Origin of the sequence: Sneathiella chinensis (genome assembly GCF_012720115.1) — a bacterium.
In the GTDB taxonomy this organism is placed as follows: domain Bacteria; phylum Pseudomonadota; class Alphaproteobacteria; order Sneathiellales; family Sneathiellaceae; genus Sneathiella; species Sneathiella chinensis.
Map to the genome: position 1 here is coordinate 1,229,747 of NZ_VNWN01000002.1, position 15,745 is coordinate 1,245,491.

Annotated in this window: 16 protein-coding genes; 7 read left to right on the forward strand and 9 right to left on the reverse strand. The window is 57.0% G+C overall.

The features are described 5' to 3' along the window. Positions 1 to 9: 9 nt before the first annotated feature. Positions 10 to 258 carry a DUF6868 family protein gene (locus FQB27_RS05795; protein ID WP_169559884.1) on the reverse strand — a complete coding sequence of 83 codons (249 nt, stop codon included), beginning with the start codon at positions 256 to 258 and terminating at the stop codon, positions 10 to 12. Positions 259 to 398: 140 nt separating this feature from the next. Here FQB27_RS05795 and FQB27_RS05800 point away from each other — a divergent pair, with 140 nt between their 5' ends. Both FQB27_RS05800 and FQB27_RS05805 read left to right on the forward strand, forming a co-directional pair. After that, complete coding sequence (locus FQB27_RS05800; protein ID WP_169559885.1) at positions 399 to 1,361, forward strand: mechanosensitive ion channel family protein; 963 nt, start codon at positions 399 to 401, stop codon at positions 1,359 to 1,361. Then, the gene (locus FQB27_RS05805) at positions 1,358 to 2,329 is read left to right on the forward strand and encodes a zinc transporter ZntB (protein WP_169559886.1); all 972 of its coding nucleotides are present in this window, start codon (positions 1,358 to 1,360) and stop codon (positions 2,327 to 2,329) included. The genes FQB27_RS05800 and FQB27_RS05805 overlap by 4 nt, the downstream gene beginning before the upstream one ends. A gap of 4 nt (positions 2,330 to 2,333) precedes the next feature. On the opposite strand, the gene FQB27_RS05810 is transcribed toward FQB27_RS05805, so the two are convergent. From FQB27_RS05810 to FQB27_RS05825, 4 genes are read right to left on the reverse strand one after another with little or no spacing between them, the layout of a single operon-like run. Continuing rightward, complete coding sequence (locus tag FQB27_RS05810; RefSeq protein ID WP_169559887.1) at positions 2,334 to 3,419, reverse strand: lipocalin-like domain-containing protein; 1,086 nt, start codon at positions 3,417 to 3,419, stop codon at positions 2,334 to 2,336. Continuing rightward, a complete protein-coding gene (locus FQB27_RS05815; protein ID WP_169559888.1) occupies positions 3,409 to 5,883 on the reverse strand; it encodes an ABC transporter permease in 2,475 nt (824 codons plus the stop codon). Before FQB27_RS05815 ends, FQB27_RS05810 begins: the two co-directional genes overlap by 11 nt. Then, complete coding sequence (locus FQB27_RS05820) at positions 5,880 to 6,533, reverse strand: ABC transporter ATP-binding protein (protein WP_169559889.1); 654 nt, start codon at positions 6,531 to 6,533, stop codon at positions 5,880 to 5,882. Before FQB27_RS05820 ends, FQB27_RS05815 begins: the two co-directional genes overlap by 4 nt. A 3-nt stretch (positions 6,534 to 6,536) precedes the next feature. Next, a complete protein-coding gene (locus FQB27_RS05825; RefSeq protein WP_169559890.1) occupies positions 6,537 to 7,730 on the reverse strand; it encodes a cation:proton antiporter in 1,194 nt (397 codons plus the stop codon). Positions 7,731 to 7,943: 213 nt separating this feature from the next. Here FQB27_RS05825 and FQB27_RS05830 point away from each other — a divergent pair, with 213 nt between their 5' ends. After that, positions 7,944 to 8,813 carry an SDR family NAD(P)-dependent oxidoreductase gene (locus tag FQB27_RS05830; protein ID WP_206374350.1) on the forward strand — a complete coding sequence of 290 codons (870 nt, stop codon included), beginning with the start codon at positions 7,944 to 7,946 and terminating at the stop codon, positions 8,811 to 8,813. Continuing rightward, positions 8,810 to 9,253: a nuclear transport factor 2 family protein gene (locus tag FQB27_RS05835; protein ID WP_169559891.1), complete on the forward strand. Its 444-nt coding sequence runs from the start codon at positions 8,810 to 8,812 to the stop codon at positions 9,251 to 9,253. Before FQB27_RS05830 ends, FQB27_RS05835 begins: the two co-directional genes overlap by 4 nt. A 36-nt stretch (positions 9,254 to 9,289) precedes the next feature. Here the strand turns inward: FQB27_RS05835 and FQB27_RS05840 are convergent, their stop codons facing one another. Genes FQB27_RS05840 through FQB27_RS05850 form a run of 3 tightly spaced genes read right to left on the reverse strand, consistent with a single transcriptional unit; the run spans position 9,290 to position 12,681 of the window. Continuing rightward, positions 9,290 to 10,546, reverse strand: a complete 1,257-nt coding sequence (locus FQB27_RS05840; protein WP_169559892.1) for an SAM-dependent methyltransferase — start codon at positions 10,544 to 10,546, stop codon at positions 9,290 to 9,292. Continuing rightward, positions 10,547 to 11,350 (reverse strand): DUF1365 domain-containing protein, encoded by an 804-nt coding sequence (locus tag FQB27_RS05845; protein ID WP_169559893.1) that lies wholly within the window; start codon positions 11,348 to 11,350, stop codon positions 10,547 to 10,549. 2 nt (positions 11,351 to 11,352) lie between these two features. After that, positions 11,353 to 12,681 (reverse strand): NAD(P)/FAD-dependent oxidoreductase, encoded by a 1,329-nt coding sequence (locus FQB27_RS05850; protein ID WP_169559894.1) that lies wholly within the window; start codon positions 12,679 to 12,681, stop codon positions 11,353 to 11,355. Between the two features lie 158 nt (positions 12,682 to 12,839). Between FQB27_RS05850 and FQB27_RS05855 the strand changes: the two genes are divergently transcribed. Together FQB27_RS05855 and FQB27_RS05860 are read left to right on the forward strand one after the other, a co-directional pair. Then, entirely contained in the window at positions 12,840 to 13,433 is a 594-nt protein-coding gene (locus FQB27_RS05855; RefSeq protein ID WP_169559895.1) for a sigma-70 family RNA polymerase sigma factor, read from the forward strand. Continuing rightward, positions 13,430 to 14,110, forward strand: a complete 681-nt coding sequence (locus FQB27_RS05860) for a ChrR family anti-sigma-E factor (protein ID WP_169559896.1) — start codon at positions 13,430 to 13,432, stop codon at positions 14,108 to 14,110. Before FQB27_RS05855 ends, FQB27_RS05860 begins: the two co-directional genes overlap by 4 nt. Before the next feature lie 11 nt (positions 14,111 to 14,121). Here FQB27_RS05860 and FQB27_RS05865 read toward each other — a convergent pair whose 3' ends face one another. Beyond that, positions 14,122 to 15,033: a hydrogen peroxide-inducible genes activator gene (locus FQB27_RS05865; protein ID WP_169559897.1), complete on the reverse strand. Its 912-nt coding sequence runs from the start codon at positions 15,031 to 15,033 to the stop codon at positions 14,122 to 14,124. A 137-nt stretch (positions 15,034 to 15,170) separates the two neighbouring features. Here FQB27_RS05865 and ahpC point away from each other — a divergent pair, with 137 nt between their 5' ends. Continuing rightward, complete coding sequence (gene ahpC, locus FQB27_RS05870; RefSeq protein WP_169559898.1) at positions 15,171 to 15,734, forward strand: alkyl hydroperoxide reductase subunit C; 564 nt, start codon at positions 15,171 to 15,173, stop codon at positions 15,732 to 15,734. The last annotated feature ends 11 nt before the right edge of the window (positions 15,735 to 15,745 follow it).

Genomic DNA, 15,745 nt, shown 5'->3' on the forward strand with positions numbered 1-15,745 from the left:
GGAGCGGGCTTACCCTGAGATGATTTTCAGGGCGATATAGGGAACGAGGTTCAGCATCAGAATGGCAATCTTGTAGGTGCCGAGATACTGGACATAAACAAGGGCAAGCTGTTCCTCGTTCGCGCCAAACATCCGGGAATGAAGTGGCACAATCCAGCCGCGCATGAACATCAGGCACAGGGTGGCCACCAGCAAGAGGCCGATATTGATCAGGGCACTCCAGCCCAGCAGGGCGGTAACCGTTTCCAGTGGGGTCATATCTGCCTTTCCATTGTTGGGGATCAGGCGAATTGTCCATGATCCCGACAATTTCCATAGGACAACCGAATAAAAATCACCTTATACTACATTTACGATGCAAAGATGACCTTGATCAAGAAAGTGGATTTTGAACGGCAATGAAACGTTTCTGGCCCTCGTTGCTCAAACCCCGTGCGTGGGTTGCCAAACTTCTTCTGGTGGTGCTGATCGCCGGAATGGTCATATCGGGGTATCTGGGATATCTTCAACCTGTCATTACGTTTCTGGATTCTGAACCCCTGACCTTCTTTTTGGGGGCAACACGCCTTTCCGCCTATTCGATCCTGAAGGCATCCTTCACGGTCGTTGTCCTGTTCTGGCTGGCCGGGATCGTTTCCGAATTTGGCGAGCAGCGGATCAAGGCCATTCACGGGGTCAAGGGAACCAGCAAGGCCCTGTTGACCAAGCTGTCCCAGATCATTGTCTATTTCCTGGCCTTCATTATCGGGCTTGATATTCTGGGGATCGACCTGACCGCGCTGGCCATTTTCAGTGGTGCCGTGGGTATCGGTGTCGGCTTTGGCTTGCAGAAAATCACCTCGAACTTCATCAGCGGCCTGATCCTGTTGTTCGAAAAATCCATCGAAATTGACGATCTGGTGGAGTTGGGAGACGGCATCCTTGGCTTTGTCCGGCATATGGGCGCGCGATATACCCTGATTGAAACCTTCGATGGCAAGGAAATCATGGTCCCGAACGAGGATTTCATCACCAGCCGGGTTACCAACTGGACCTATAGCAGCAAACGGGGCCGGATTGATGTGCATATCGGGGTGTCCTACGAGTCCGATATCGAGCTGGTGCGCGACCTGTTGCTGGAGACAGCGCGGGAGCATCCCCGCTGCCTGACCACGCCAGAGCCGGTTTGTGTCCTTAGGGCCTTTGCCGACAGTTCGGTTAATTTCATGCTGTCCTTCTGGGTGGATGATGTGTCCTATCGCCGGCTGGAGCCGCAAAGCGACGTGATGCGGTCCGTCTGGAAGAAATTCAAGCATCACGGCATTGTTATCCCCTATCCGCAGTTGGATCTGCATGTGCAAAGACGCAAGGTCGATACATGAGTGAACATATTTTGAGAGCCTACTGCCTTGACGGACAAGGCGGGGCTGAAGCCGTGGCGCCGTCCGGGATCAGGGCGGCACTGGACGGGGATAAACCTGTCTGGGTGCATCTGGATGCGGGACATCCGGATACCGAAGACTGGATGAACCGGGAAATCCCCTTTTTGGACCCGCATATCGTGGCAGCACTGGTGGCCGATGAAACACGCCCCCGCATGGCCGAGGCGGGAGGCGGCACCCTGCTGTTCCTGCGCGGTGTCAACCTGAACGAGAATGCCGACCCGGAAGACATGGTGTCGATCCGACTGTGGGTTGATGGCAAACGGATCATCAGCGCCCGGCGGAGGCGGTTGAAGGCGGTCACGGATATCGATAACAGCCTGAAAGCCGGGAAGGGGCCGAAGAATACAGGCGATTTCATATGCGACCTGATTTACCGGCTGTTTGAAAGAATGCAGCCCTTCGTCACCCAACTGGATGACGAGACGGACTTTGTCGAGGAACGCCTGTTGGATGGTGCTGACCCGTCCCTTCGCGAGGCCATTGTCAATGTGCGGATGCAGGCAATCCGGTTCCGTCGCTATATGGCCCCGCAACGGGATGCCATCGGGCAGCTTCGCATGAGCGAGCCGGGCTGGATGACCGAAAAGCATCTTCGCCACCTGACGGAAAGCCATAACCATGTCACCCGGTATGTGGAAGATCTGGACGCCATTCGGGAGCGGTCCCAGATTATCAAGGACGAAATCGCCAACGTGCTGGCGGATCGTCTGAACAAGAACATGTATGTGCTGTCGGTTATTGCCGCGATTTTCCTGCCTTTGGGTTTTTTAACCGGTTTATTGGGGATTAACGTTGGCGGCATTCCGGGGGCGGAAAACCAGCTTTCCTTCTGGATATTCTGCGCCATCCTGATTGCGCTGGTCGGGTTGCAGGTGTGGCTGTTCAGAAAGCTGAAATGGTTCTGACGGGTCAGTAGCCTGTCATTTCCAGATAGCCAACCCCACCAGCGGCCCCGTCAATGCGCACGGGGCCTTCCCAATATCCGAAACTGTTCTCCATCCAGCTTTGCGGGTTCAGGGCCGTGACCGTCAGGGACAGGCCCTCACCGGGGACGGAGACACGCCATTTTGTCGGGATCTCCCGCCCCGCGACGGTGCTTTTTTCAAGGGGCGTGAAGGACAGGGCTTCCGGGGCAAGCGGGGCGGCGCTTCCCTCCGTGCTGATCAGGGTGCCGGAAGAATAGGTTTTTCCGTCCGTATGGCGAAGTTGAAACGCCATCAGTTTCCGCCCATCCTCCAGATGCAGGGAAAACCAGTCCCACCCGGACTGGTTCTCGGCAAGGGGCTGGGAGCTCCATTCCCGGTCCAGCCATGCCTTGCCCCGAACCGTGTGTCTTTCGCCGTCAAGGATGATCAGTCCGCTGACCTCATAAAAGGGCTGGCTGTAATAATAGGAAGCCTGACCTTCGTCGGACTTGATGCTGTATCCGCTGCGCCCGTGACGGATGAGAGGGCCTTTTGCGGTGAGGGTGACATCATATTGATACGTGTCGGACGTGGCCTGTAGCCGGATTTTGTGCAAGAAATCCTTGGGCGGCACGGACAGCCCGGTCATTTGCCATTGGTCGATCCACGCGGCAAAGGGCGAAAGCGAAACACCAGCTTGCCCCACACCGCCGCGGGCGTACCGCTCATCGGAATAATGGGTGCTTTTCGTGGTCACGGCACTGTGTCCCAGCCAGAATTGCCGGTTTCCCCATCCCTCTAACGGTTCGGATTGCGGTGTCAGGGCATTGCGAAACAGGGTCCATTGCAGGCCCATGGGCACACCGTTCTGGTCTTCAAGATTTGCGGTGACATACCACCATTCAATGCGAAAACCGGGATGGGCGCTGTGATCTTGGGGAAAGGTCAGGGGCTTGTCCGGCAGAACGGTTTCATATCCCGCATCGGGTGTGGTGCCGAGGCCCCCATAGCCTTGCGCGGGCAGGGACGCCGGTACAAGGGCGACAAGGGTGACAAGGGCCAACAGGACAAGAAGGGGTCTAGCGTTCATCGGCAAAAACCTTCAGCAGTTTTTCAGGTCGGATGCGATACAGCCTGAGGGCAGGATAGAGGCTGGCGATTAAGGCGGTTAAAAGGGCCAACAGAAATAGGGTCAGCCATTGACCGGGAAACCAGTGCAAGGGAAGACGCCAACCAAAGGCCTCCACATTGACGATGGCAACCAGACACCACGCCAGCAGCAGACCGAACGGAGCGGCAAAAAGCGCGGTGAAGGCGGCAAGGGACAAAGACTTTGCCAGTTCCAGAAAGGCAAGATGTTTTCGCGTTACCCCCATGGCCCAAAGCGGGGCAAGAAAGGGCAACCGTGCCGCACTTAATGACAGAAGACCTGTCAGCAACGCCGTCCCGGCGACCATCAGGGTCAGGCTGTTCAGGGCGACGGTCACGGCAAAGGTCTTGTCAAAAATGCGCAAGGAATAAGCCTTGAGGGCGGCCTGATCGGTTATCTGGTCCGGGGTCAGGGCGTATCGGTCGGTGATGTCGGATATCAGCCGGGTATAGCCCTGCCTGTCCGGTTTCGGGTCCAGATACAGGCCAAACCGGTCCGCCGGAGCATCGGGCCAGAGCGCATCAAAACGATCAATGGCCATCATGATCATGCCCTTCGGATTGCCATAGTCGGGAAAGATCCCGCTGATTGTGACGGTGCGGGAGCTTGCACCGGGAAGACCGGGAAGCGGGTCGTTCAGGGACAGGTTCATCCGGCGGGCCAGTTGCTCGCTGACCAGAACGCCGGTGCCTGCGGCCACCTGTTTCCAATGGTCGGGGGTGGCTTGCAGGAAGGCCCAGTGATCATGGTAGGCCTTGTGATCCTGAAACCCATAGATTTCCACCGGCCATCCGGCCATAACCTGATCCACCTTTCGAATGGGCAGCAGGGCATTCCCCGCAGAGGTCTGACCAAGGTTCCGTGACAGTTCATTGGCTTGGTCAGGGTTCAGGCCGTTGATGTACAGATCGGAAACCAGCCTGCTTTCCAGCCAGTCGGTAAAGGTCAGCCGGAAACTTTCAACCATGGTGCCGACACCGATATTGACCGAAAGCGCCAGCATCAGGGCCATCAAGGCCATGGACAGGCCCGAAATCTGTTGCCGGCTGTCCGCCCAGAACCATTCCGGCAGGGGATGCCGGGCGAGTTTCCCGGCAATGCCCACAAGGATCGACAGAACAAAGGGCAGCAACAGGGCCGCCCCCAGCAGGAGCGCCCCGATCATCACAAAGCCGCTGACAAGACCGTTAAACAGAAGCGGGACAAGGGCGGCAATTCCGAACAGGAAAACAGACGCCATCGCCTGTCCCCGCAGCCAGTATTTCTGTTGCCGGTACCATGTCATGGGGGCGGCAGAGGCCAGAACCGGAAGCCGCCATGCCTTGTGCAGACTGTTTGCAGTTGCCAGAAGGGCACCGGCAAGGCTCATGCCAAGGCCAAGAAGCCACCAGCCGGGCCCAAGGGACAGGTCGGTGCCGATTGACGCGCCGTAAAGGCCCCGAAGGCTGGCGGCAACATCCGGTAGCAGGGCGGCGGCGATCAGGTAGCCCATGACCATTCCGATGGCCCCGCCCAAAAGCGCCATGCCCATCAGTTCGGCAATCAGAACCAGTGTCAGTTTTCGGGCCGAAATGCCGCAGGCGCGCAAGGTTCGGATCAGGGGGCGCCTTTGTTCGAAGGCAAGGCCCGTGGCCGAATGCACCATGAAAAGCCCGACAATGAATGACAGCATCCCGAAAGCCGTCAGGTTCAGGTGAAAACTGTCTGTCAGGCCATCCATGCTGATCGTTTCCTCGGGCTGGACAATCTTCAAGCCTGCCTCCCTCAGCATGGTCGGTGAAACATGGGCCAGTGCGGTGGGGTTGGTGGCAACAAGTTTCGAAACAAAGCCCATCCTTTCCAGCACGGCTTGTGCAGGAAACATATCCATGACCAGAACATCATCCGGCATGGATGGCTGTATTGTCAGGGGGGGAATTCCGTGTTCTGCCAGCATTCGCATGGGGGCAGGCCCGCTGGTCAGAAGGGTGCTCGTTGCGGGGCTGAGCAAGGTTCGCCCCGGATCAAGGAAGCGGATCAGGTCTTCCGTGGTCTCGCCTACGGTCAGTCCACCCTGATCGCGGGGATAGCTGACAGGATCAATCCCGATGATGCGAAGGGTTCTGCCTGCAACCTCAATTTTTCCTTCCAGAACGGGGGACACGGAAACACCTGCCCGCCGGAATTCACCAAAGCGGCTATCGGGAAAATCCGTACCCTTGATGGCCGCAAGGAACGGCAGGGCATCGCCGCCCATCAGGGCCGCGGCCTTGTCATAGCTTTGCCGGGCCTGACTGTTAATGGCCTGGACCCCGCTCCAGAGGGCGGTGGCGGTAATCAATCCTGCGAACAGGGTCAGGAACTGAAGGGGCCTCCGCCGCCAATAGCCCAGCAGCGCACGGAGGCACCAGAAGGCGTCCGTCATGTGACGCGCCCCCGGTGCAGGGTGACCTGATGGTTCAGGTTGCGGGCCAGGTTGCTGCTGTGAGTGACCATCAGCAGGCCGCAGCCGGTTTTCGCAATCAGGTGCAAGGTCAACTCCAGAACCTCATGGGCGGTGGTCTCGTCCAGATTGCCGGTTGGCTCATCCGCAAGCACAAGGTCCGGTCTGGCCCCCAATGTCCGGCCAATGGCAACCCGTTGCTGCTGTCCGCCGGAAAGCTGTTCGGGGTAGCGGTCCAGAAGGCCGGACAGGCCAAGGCTCTCCGCCAGAAAGGCCGACCAGTCGGGGTCATGGCGATTTGACAGGCGGGCCTGAAACGCCAGATTGTCGGCAACGGTCATGCTGGGGATCAGGTTGAATTGCTGAAAGACGAGCCCCAGCTTTTTCTTGCGAAGGCGGGAGCGTTCCCCATCATTGAACCGGCTAATGTCCTGATCGTCGATGAGGATGGTGCCGCTATCGGCGCTATCAAGGCCGGCAATCAGATGAAGAAGGGTGCTTTTCCCGCTTCCCGACTCTCCCATCAGGGCCATGCTGTCCCCGCGCTGCAAATCCAGATTGACGCCATCCAGAACGATCAGGGGGCCTTGCGGTGTGGGAAAAGTTTTTCGAAGATTGCGAACGGACAGCATGGTTTAACCGGTTCCTTCGTCCGTTTGCGAGGTCTCCGACGGGCTGTCTGCCTTTGACAGGGCAATTTGCGTGACCAGCGGGCCAAAAACCTCAAACAGGATCGTTGTCATGATGGTGACGGACAGAATGACCTCCCGATAGTCGGGCAGCTTGTTCCCGGCGACCAGTGCCATGCCAACGGCAACCCCGGCCTGCGGCAGCATGGCGGTCCCCATCCAGTGGCCATAGCTGGCGGGGGCCTTGCCAATCCGGGCGCCAATCCATCCGCCGATAATCCGCGACAAGGTGCGGAGGAAAACAAAGGCCATGATCAGGAAGCCAAACTCCTGCCAATGCTCCATTTCCAAAGACGCCCCCGCCAACACGAAAAAGAGCATCATGAACGGGCCTTCGATATTCTCGATTTCATGGAAGGGATAGGTGTGATGGCTGGCGAAGTTGACAACAATCATGCCTGCGACCACACCGGCCAACAGAAAGGAAACACCCAGCCAGACAGACAGGCCCGCACACAGGAAAACCACGGCAAGGGCTTCAATCTGCATGGGTTCCCCTTCCTTCAGGCGACCCGTCAGATAGGCAGCGGGAAGCCCGATGCCAGCCCCAACCGCGATGGCCCCGCCCAGTTCCCACAGCCCTTCCAGAAGAACATCCGTTGTCCCGTTGCCGCCAAGGGCATTGACCCCGACCAGCAGGAAGGAAAAGGCCAGCAATCCCCACAGATCGTCAATGGCGACAATCCCCTTGAGGGTGTCGGAAAAGGACCCCTTGTAGCCATATTGCCGGATGACGTCCCGGATGGCTGCGGGGTCTGTGGCCGCTGCGATCCCGGCCAGCACAAGGGCGAGGGCCGGATCAAACCCGGCAAGGATAAACCCGGCGGAGACCAGAAGAATGGTCACAATGACCACGGAAATTGAAATGGCCATGATCTGGCGGCCATGGGCCAGCATTTGATCCTTGGTGAGGGAACCGCCCAGCAGAAACGCCACCATGGTGAGGGCGGTTGTGGCCAGCAGGTCGTACCATCCATCGACTTGCCCGGGAATGATGTTGAAAATGCCGGGGCCTGCCAATACGCCAAACAGGATCAGCAGGGTCACCCGGGGCAGGTGAAAACGCCGGGCAATGGCGTCCGTGGCAAGGCCAATTGCGAACAGTCCGCCAAGGGTGAGAAGGGTAATATGTACGTCCATTTTAGTGCGCCCGTTGGATGGAAAATCGGTAAGTCCCTTTCAACATTACACCCCAGGACAATGAACGGCAAAGGGTTGGGGGATAAATGGACGGGTAAAAAGAAGCCCTTGCGGTCCAGGTAACGCAAGGGCTTCAGAGTAAGCGCCTGACGGTGCTCACTCGGGGGAGACGGGGGTGCCCGGTGAAAGAGGGAAGGAAACCGGACAAACCCCTTGTCTGATAGTCATATTACGATCAGGTTATGTGTCTGGATCACGGATCGCCAAAAATTTTTGATCCGATCGCAACTGTCCGGCGTAAAAGCCATCAAATCAGGTGAGGAAACCGTGTTGAGCGAGAAACCATCAGTCTGGATCATTGGGGGAAGCTCCGGTATCGGGCGCCATCTGGCGCTGGAACTGGCGGGGCGTGATCAGTCCGTTGTGGTGAGTGCCCGGCGGCAATCGGCGCTTGAGGAACTGGCGTCCCAAAAGCCGGATCATCTGCGGGCTGTTCCGTTGGACATCGCCGATGAGGAGCAGGTCCGATCTGTCGCGGACGCCCTGTTCAAGGAGGGGCGCGGCCCGGATTGTGTTATCCTCAATGCCGGGATTTATGAGCCCATGTCCGTGCAAAATTACAGTGCCGCGCGGGCGAGGAAGGTCATGGATATCAATTATCTTGGCCTCGTGCGGGTGATCGAGGCGGTGCTGCCCCATTTTCAGGCAGAGGGCCGGGGGCATCTTGTTATCGTGGCATCAGTTGCCGGGTATCAGGGATTGCCGCTGTCCCTTGCCTATGGGCCGAGCAAGGCAGCCTTGATCAATCATTGCGAGGCCTTGCGGGTGGAACTGGCGGGAACCGATATCCGGGTGCAGGTTGTCAATCCGGGATTTGTGCGGACGCCGCTTACATCAGGGAACCGCTTTCCCATGCCCTTCCTGATGGAACCGGAAGAGGCCGCAAGACGGATTGTGCGCGGTATGGCATCCAACCGGTTCGAGATTGCCTTTCCAACACGGTTTGTCTTTCTGCTGAAACTGATGAAATTATTGCCATATGCCCTTTCCCTTTATCTTGTAAGGCGAGCGACGAGAAAATGACCTCTCCGGATATGATTGAAAAGGCCTGTGCAGCCTATGCCCGGTATTTTGAAACCCTGTCCCCGGAAACGGTTGACGATCTGGATGGGCTGGCCGGTGACGCCCTCTATTTTGAAGACCCTTTCAATCAGGTTCGGGGGCGGGACAAGGTCAAACAGCTTTTCCGCCAGATGTTCGACCATGTGTCGGACCCGGCTTTTCATGTTTATCCGCCCTATTGGGAAAGCGGCAAAGGGCAGGTCCTGTTGAAATGGCGCTTTACCGGGCAGAACCGCCATCTTGGCCCCATTGATTTTGTGGGCCTGTCCGAGGTGACGTTCGACGCGGAAGGAAAGATTGTATCCCATGTGGATTACTGGGATGCCTCAACCCACTTTTACGCCAAAATCCCCCTGATTGGGGGAATGATCCGGTTCGTGAAACGCCGCATGGCCCTGTAAAGTAAAGGGGGCTGACCGGGGCGTCAGTCGTCCCGGTCAGGACAGTTCGAATATCACCACGTCGATGGATCGGTGGCGAAAGCCCGCCTCGCAATATTGCAGATAGAATTCCCACATTCTCTTGAACCGATCGTCAAACCCCAAGCTTCGGATTGTCTCCCATGAATTTTGGAAACGCTGGTTCCACTGGCGCAGGGTTTCTGCGTAATCCTGACCAAACTCGGCGGCGGTCCGGGCGGTTAGCCCGTATTGCCCGGCCTTCTCAATAAAGGCGGATTTGGTCGGCAGGTGACCGCCGGGGAAGATATATTTCTGGATGAAATCGGGAACCTTCCGGTACCGCTCATACCGGCGCTCATCGATTGTAATGACCTGAACGGCGGCCTTCCCGCCGGGTTTCAGGCAGTGGCGGACGGTCTGGAACCATGTGTCCCAGTTTTCGGCCCCCACGGCCTCGAACATCTCGATGGAAACGATGGCGTCATAGCTGCCGGTCACATCGCGGTAATCTTTCAGCAGGATGTTTGCCTGTTCAGGCCGTTCCGCGAGGGAGGGGCGGGCAAGGGCATAATCCCGTTGTTCGCGGGACAGGGTGATCCCGTCGATATGGACGTTGTGAGCCTGCAGGGCATAGTCAGCGAACCCGCCCCAGCCACATCCGATTTCAAGAACCTTTGACGGACCGTCGATACCGGCTATCTCTGCGATTTTTCTGTATTTATTCTGTTGGGCCTCAAGCAGGGGGGTGTCCAGACTTGGGAATAGGGCCGATGAATAGGTCATGCTGTCATCAAGCCACAATGTGTAGAAGTCATTCCCAAGGTCATAGTGATAGGCAATGTTCCGGCGGCTGCCGGTCCGGGAGTTGCGGTGCCGGAAAAAATGCAGGCCGTTGAGAAGACGTGTAAAGACCCGTCCCGCGCCCGAATGGGGCGGCGTGCCAATATTCACAAGGGCAAAGGCGATCAACTGACTGATGTCGGGACTGGACCACAGGCCATCCATATAGGTTTCGCCAAGACCGATATCGCCGTGCTTCAGGATATGCTTGAGGGCGGACAGAGTGTGGAACCGGATCACCGCCTTGGGGGTGGTGGCGGAAATTGTCTTCCCTTCAAACTGATGACAGGTCCCATCGGGCAGAAAGACGGAAAGCTGACCGGTCTGGGTGCGGGCTTTCAAAACGGCGAACAGGCTGCGCAGCCACGGATCTCTGAAACCGGCCTTTGGGCCGGATAGGGGGCGTGCCGACGGGTGTTTGTTCAGCCCGGATTGGGACGTGGTATCCGACATTTATTTCTCCAGCGGTTTGCCCGCGAGGGCGGTTTCTTGAGGGGGGGATACCTCGGGGGTTGTGCGGGGAATGACGGGAATACCTTTCCGCCAGATTTTAAAGGCTTCCCAGTGGATGCCAGCCATGATTTTCAGGCTGGCAAACGGAATGCGGATCAGGGCACCGGCAAGGCTGCGCGAGGTGAGGGGAACCCGCTTTCCGGTGAAAGAGGCATTGAGGACGGGTTTTCCCTGTCTCGACTGGCGAATACCAAGCGCGAGACGTTCCGCCGGTGGCAGCAGAGAGAAATCATACCGACAGTCCATTTCCAGAAAGGGCGATACGTAAAACGCCTTGTCGCAGCCATGGCGAAAGGGCGTTTTTCCATTCGGTTCGGCAGGGGAAACCCCTAGGTCAAACACATACCAGTGGCGTTCGCGAAAGGTATTGCTGACCTCGTAGGTGACAGCCCGAACCCGCCCCGTCTTGTCATGGCCGAAGTAAACACTGATCGGGTTGAAGACATATCCAAGAATCCGGGGCAGACAGAGCAGGGAGATGCGTTCGATGGGGGCAGCCGGAGCCCGGCTTTCAAACAGGTCAAGAAGCTGTTGTTTCAGGTCGGTAGGGCTGCCATCCCCGAAATCGGTGGGGCGAAAGGAAACCAGATTGGGCCGCCCGACGGAAAAGAAACGGACTTTCCGGGACAGGTCCGCCAACTCGTCCAGATCGATCAGCATGTAAAAGAGATTGTATTTCAGCAGGTGCGAGGCCGGAAACAGGCGCCGGTGGATGACCGTTCCGAAATAGAGTGCGCTGTTCATTCCTATCCCACCTTGGACAGTTTTGTTTCGACATAGTTGTCAGGCAGGCAAATCCGCGATTGATGGGGCCGGGTCTGCCAGGGTCTCAAGGCGCCGCCCAGAGCTTCCGCGACAGCCAGACCGGATTGCAGGCCGTCTTCATGGAAACCATACCCGAAATAACTGCCACAAAACCAGAGTTTGTTTTGCCCCTGCAGGCTCCAGAGCAGACGTTGTGCTTCCATCGCCTGCGGGTCAAACACGGGATGTTCATAAGGAAAGCTGCGAAGCACCGTGCCCTCGGCCGGGGCATGGATCGGGTTCAGGGTGACAAAATAGTCTTTGGGGCCGGTCAGGTCATGCAACCGGTTCATCCAGTAGGTGACACACAGGTTCGTGTCGGGGGCGGCGGCATCGGTTCGGGCCAGATAGTTCCAACTGGACCAGGCGGCCCGGCGCCGTGGCATCAGGGAGGGGTCGGTATGAAGGATTGCCAGATTTTTCGCGTATCGGAACGCCCCCAGCAGCTTTCGGTGCAGAGTATCCGGTGTTTCAAGAAGGGACAGGGCCTGATTGGCATGGGTGGCGATTACAACTTCGTCAAAGCGGGCGCTGTATCCGTTCCGGCATTCAATAAGAACTCCCTTGCGGTCCGGTCTGACCTTGCTGACCGCACTGTTCAGGCGAACGCCATCCCCCAGAAAGTCAGAAATCCGGGACACATATTGTTGGCTGCCGCCGGTTACGGTTCTCCAGCGAGGGCGATCTTTCAGGCGCAGCAGACCGTGATTTTCGCAAAATCGGATGAAGCTGACCGCAGGAAATTCCAGCATTTCCTGTGCTGGGGTGGACCAGATGGCGGCCCCCATGGGCAGGATATGATCCTGTATGAAGGTCCGGCCATAGCCACCGGCATGAAGATAGTCCCCCAGTGTCATGGCGCTTTTTTCAGGGTCCGCCGCCAGCATTGGGGCCTCCCGATAGAACCGGAGGATATCCTTCATCATGCCAAGATAGGACGGGCGGAACAGGTTCCGTTTCTGGACAAACATGCCGCCAAGGGAATGTCCGGCATATTCAAGGGCGCCTTCATCGCGCGAAACGCTGAACGACATGTCTGAAGGCTGGGTCAGGATGCCGAGATGGTCAAACAGGGCAACAAGGTTCGGATAATTTGTGTCGTTATAGACGATAAATCCGGTATCCACGTTGTTGCCGTCAACGGTGGTGGTATTGCTGTGGCCGCCAAGGCGGTCATCTTTTTCAAACAGGGTTACCCGGTGGTTGAGCGACAGTAACCATGCCGCCGACAAACCGGAAATACCACTCCCTATGACTGCAACGTCTTTCATGAACAGAACCTTTATCCTTTCATCACTGTCTTAATTTACGTTGACATCGGAGGGGCAGATCACTTCTTTTTTATTTTTGTGATCCGGTTTCGACAGGCCCCCGTATCACGGTATAATGCCCGACAGATGAGGAACTTGTGCTGAGGGAATTCCACTATATGACGCCTCCAGAGGGAATTTCGGGAAAGACCGAAACGCCGCAGGAAAAACAGGGAGGACTGTCCGCCGATCTCTGTGAACTGGGTGCCACGGGCAGTCGGGACGCCTTTGCCCGTATCTTTGCGGAGATGGCGCCGCGCCTCAGGGCCTTTATGCTGAAAAACGGTTTGGGGGCTAGTGCCGCCGAGGAAGTCCTGCAGGAAACCTTGCTGCGGGTGTGGAGAAAGGCGCATCTTTTTGATCCGGAAAAATCGTCGGCGTCCACCTGGATCCATACCATTGCGCGCAACGTCAAGATTGACCGCCTCAGAAAGGAGGCCCGCCCGGAACCGGACCCGGAAGACCCCTCATTTATCCCGGCCGCCCCTGAAACGGGGGAAGAGAATATGGCCCGCAAGCAGGATAGCGCCCTGATCCGAAAGGCGATGTCCGTCCTGCCGCCAGAGCAGTTGCGTATTATCACCATGTCCTTCTATGAGGAGAAAAGTCATGGGGAAATCGCTGAGGAACTGGGGGTCCCTCTCGGGACGGTGAAATCCCGCATCCGGCTGGCATTTGGAAAAATTCGTGCAGAAGTGGAGAAGATGCAATGACGATACGGCATCACATTGCTGACGATACCCTGATGGCCTATGTGGGCGGAACGCTTGCCCCGTCCCTGTCGGTGGCGGTGGCCACGCATCTGGCGATCTGCCCGCGCTGCCGGGATAGCGTCGCCATGATGGAGGAGGTTGCCTCCCTTTACCTTGAGGAAACAGAACCCCTGAGCCACAGCGAGAAGGACAAGGATGCCGCGCTGCTGGACCAGATCATGGCCACTCCGCGGACCGAAACGGCGGAACAGGGGGCGGTGTCTTCCCTCGCGGGGCCAGCGATTGGCAGTGTGCCGCGCCCGCTGGCCGATTATATGCCGGTGCCCCTTGATCAGGTGCCGTGGAAAAGGCTGGTCCCGGGGATCAGTCATTATCCCCTGCCGCAACCCGGTGGAAAGCGGAAGGGCAGTGCCCTCAGGCTTCTCAAGATCGCACCGGGGACCCGCATACCGGAACATTCCCACAGTGGTCAGGAACTGACCCTGATTCTGGAAGGGTCCTATATCGATGAAATCGGCCGGTTCCAGAAAGGGGATATCGCCGATCTGGATAATGAAATCCACCATCAGCCGGTTGCGGACACGGATCAGGATTGTATTTGTTTGATCGCGACGGATGGGCCCTTGAAATTCTCAGGCATTTTCAGCCGCCTTCTTCAGCCGATTATCGGAATTTGACGCGCACAGCTTCAGGGATGCGGGAGGCAGTGTTTTTCAAGCTGTTCAGTGAAGAGCGACATCAGAAGTTCGATATTGGCAGTGCCCGCATAATTGGGGCGGATGATAAAGGCCAGATTGCGGTGCGGACCGGGTTCGTTCAGGTGCAGGGCCTTCAGATCAGAACTTTCGTGCAGGACCTGATCAAGCGCCATCTGCGGAACAAGGGTGGTGCCCATGCGGCCCGCAACCATCTGGACAAGGGTGTTCAGGCTGGTCCCGGCTAGCGAGTGGTCCATTTCCGTCGGCGGCAGTTTGCAGGCCGCAAGCGCATGATCCTTCAGGCAATGTCCATCCTTCAGCAAAAGAAGACGGCCCGCATTCATTTCCTTGCTGGTAATTTCGGTCTGTCCGTCCTTGACGTCATCCGCATGGGTGATGACGTAGAAATCCTCCTGCCAGAATTCAAAGGCCAATAGCCCGTCATGGGCATAGGGCAGGGCAAGGATGGCCGTGTCAATCTCGCCCGTGCGCACCTTTTCCACCAGAATATGCGATTGATCCTCAAGGATCGACAGTTTGAAATTCGGGTATTGCCGCCGGACTTCAGGCAGCACCTTGGGCAGAAGGTAGGGGCCAATGGTCGGGATGACCCCGATGGTCATGGGATATCCAAGGGGGGTGTTCCGGGTGCGGGACAGCAGATAGAGGTCATCCACTTCCAGTTTGATGGCGCGGGCCTTTTCCAGCACCTGTTCTCCAAGGGGGGTGACAAGGACCTTCTTGTTGTCCCGCTCGAAAATCTGAAGGTCAAGCTGGTTTTCCAGCTCGGCAATGGCGGTGCTCAGGGCGGATTGGGACACATTGCACAGCTCCGCCGCCCGCTTGAAATGGCGGGTTTTCTCGACGGCCAGCGCATAGGTCAATTGTTTGAGTGAAATCATAAACTATGTTCTAAAAAATAGATCAACATTATTTATTTTATTCAATTTACATTATCGGTGCAAGTGCATACATTCCAGATCGACGTTGAAATACACGTTAAACGTTTAGATTAATCGTTACTTGGAGAACATGTACAATGGCTAAAATCAACCAGTCCATTCCAGAGTTTACTACTGAAGCTTTCCACAATGGCGAGTTCAAAACCATCTCTTCTGAAGATGTAAAAGGCAAATGGTCAATCTTCCTGTTTTACCCGGCAGATTTCACATTCGTTTGCCCGACTGAACTGGAAGATATGGCCAACCACTACGAAGAACTGCAGGGCCTCGGTGTTGAAGTTTACGCCGTTTCCACAGACAGCCACTTCGTTCACAAGGCATGGCACGACGCAAGTGACGCCATCGGCAAGATCACCTACCCGATGCTGGGCGACACCACTGGCAAGATCACACGCGGTTTCGACGTGATGATCGAAGAAGCCGGTCAGGCGCTTCGCGGTACATTCCTTGCCAACCCGGAAGGCATCATCAAGGTTGCTGAAATCCACGATCTGGGTATCGGCCGCTCTGCCAAGGACATGGTCCGTAAGGTCAAGGCAGCACAGTATGTTGCCGCCAACGACGGCGAAGTCTGCCCGGCAGCATGGGAAGAAGGTCAGGCAACCCTGACACCAAGCCTGGACCTGGTCGGCAAGATCTAAGGTAACGCTTG

What these genes read in the sequence shown, in the direction of transcription:
- FQB27_RS05795 (WP_169559884.1), bottom strand. Translation starts at nt 258, where the DNA reads ATGACCCCACTGGAAACGGTTACCGCCCTGCTGGGCTGGAGTGCCCTG.
- FQB27_RS05800 (WP_169559885.1), top strand. Translation starts at nt 399, where the DNA reads ATGAAACGTTTCTGGCCCTCGTTGCTCAAACCCCGTGCGTGGGTTGCC.
- FQB27_RS05805 (WP_169559886.1), top strand. Translation starts at nt 1,358, where the DNA reads ATGAGTGAACATATTTTGAGAGCCTACTGCCTTGACGGACAAGGCGGG.
- FQB27_RS05810 (WP_169559887.1), bottom strand. Translation starts at nt 3,419, where the DNA reads ATGAACGCTAGACCCCTTCTTGTCCTGTTGGCCCTTGTCACCCTTGTC.
- FQB27_RS05815 (WP_169559888.1), bottom strand. Translation starts at nt 5,883, where the DNA reads ATGACGGACGCCTTCTGGTGCCTCCGTGCGCTGCTGGGCTATTGGCGG.
- FQB27_RS05820 (WP_169559889.1), bottom strand. Translation starts at nt 6,533, where the DNA reads ATGCTGTCCGTTCGCAATCTTCGAAAAACTTTTCCCACACCGCAAGGC.
- FQB27_RS05825 (WP_169559890.1), bottom strand. Translation starts at nt 7,730, where the DNA reads ATGGACGTACATATTACCCTTCTCACCCTTGGCGGACTGTTCGCAATT.
- FQB27_RS05835 (WP_169559891.1), top strand. Translation starts at nt 8,810, where the DNA reads ATGACCTCTCCGGATATGATTGAAAAGGCCTGTGCAGCCTATGCCCGG.
- FQB27_RS05840 (WP_169559892.1), bottom strand. Translation starts at nt 10,546, where the DNA reads ATGTCGGATACCACGTCCCAATCCGGGCTGAACAAACACCCGTCGGCA.
- FQB27_RS05845 (WP_169559893.1), bottom strand. Translation starts at nt 11,350, where the DNA reads ATGAACAGCGCACTCTATTTCGGAACGGTCATCCACCGGCGCCTGTTT.
- FQB27_RS05850 (WP_169559894.1), bottom strand. Translation starts at nt 12,681, where the DNA reads ATGAAAGACGTTGCAGTCATAGGGAGTGGTATTTCCGGTTTGTCGGCG.
- FQB27_RS05855 (WP_169559895.1), top strand. Translation starts at nt 12,840, where the DNA reads ATGACGCCTCCAGAGGGAATTTCGGGAAAGACCGAAACGCCGCAGGAA.
- FQB27_RS05860 (WP_169559896.1), top strand. Translation starts at nt 13,430, where the DNA reads ATGACGATACGGCATCACATTGCTGACGATACCCTGATGGCCTATGTG.
- FQB27_RS05865 (WP_169559897.1), bottom strand. Translation starts at nt 15,033, where the DNA reads ATGATTTCACTCAAACAATTGACCTATGCGCTGGCCGTCGAGAAAACC.
- ahpC (WP_169559898.1), top strand. Translation starts at nt 15,171, where the DNA reads ATGGCTAAAATCAACCAGTCCATTCCAGAGTTTACTACTGAAGCTTTC.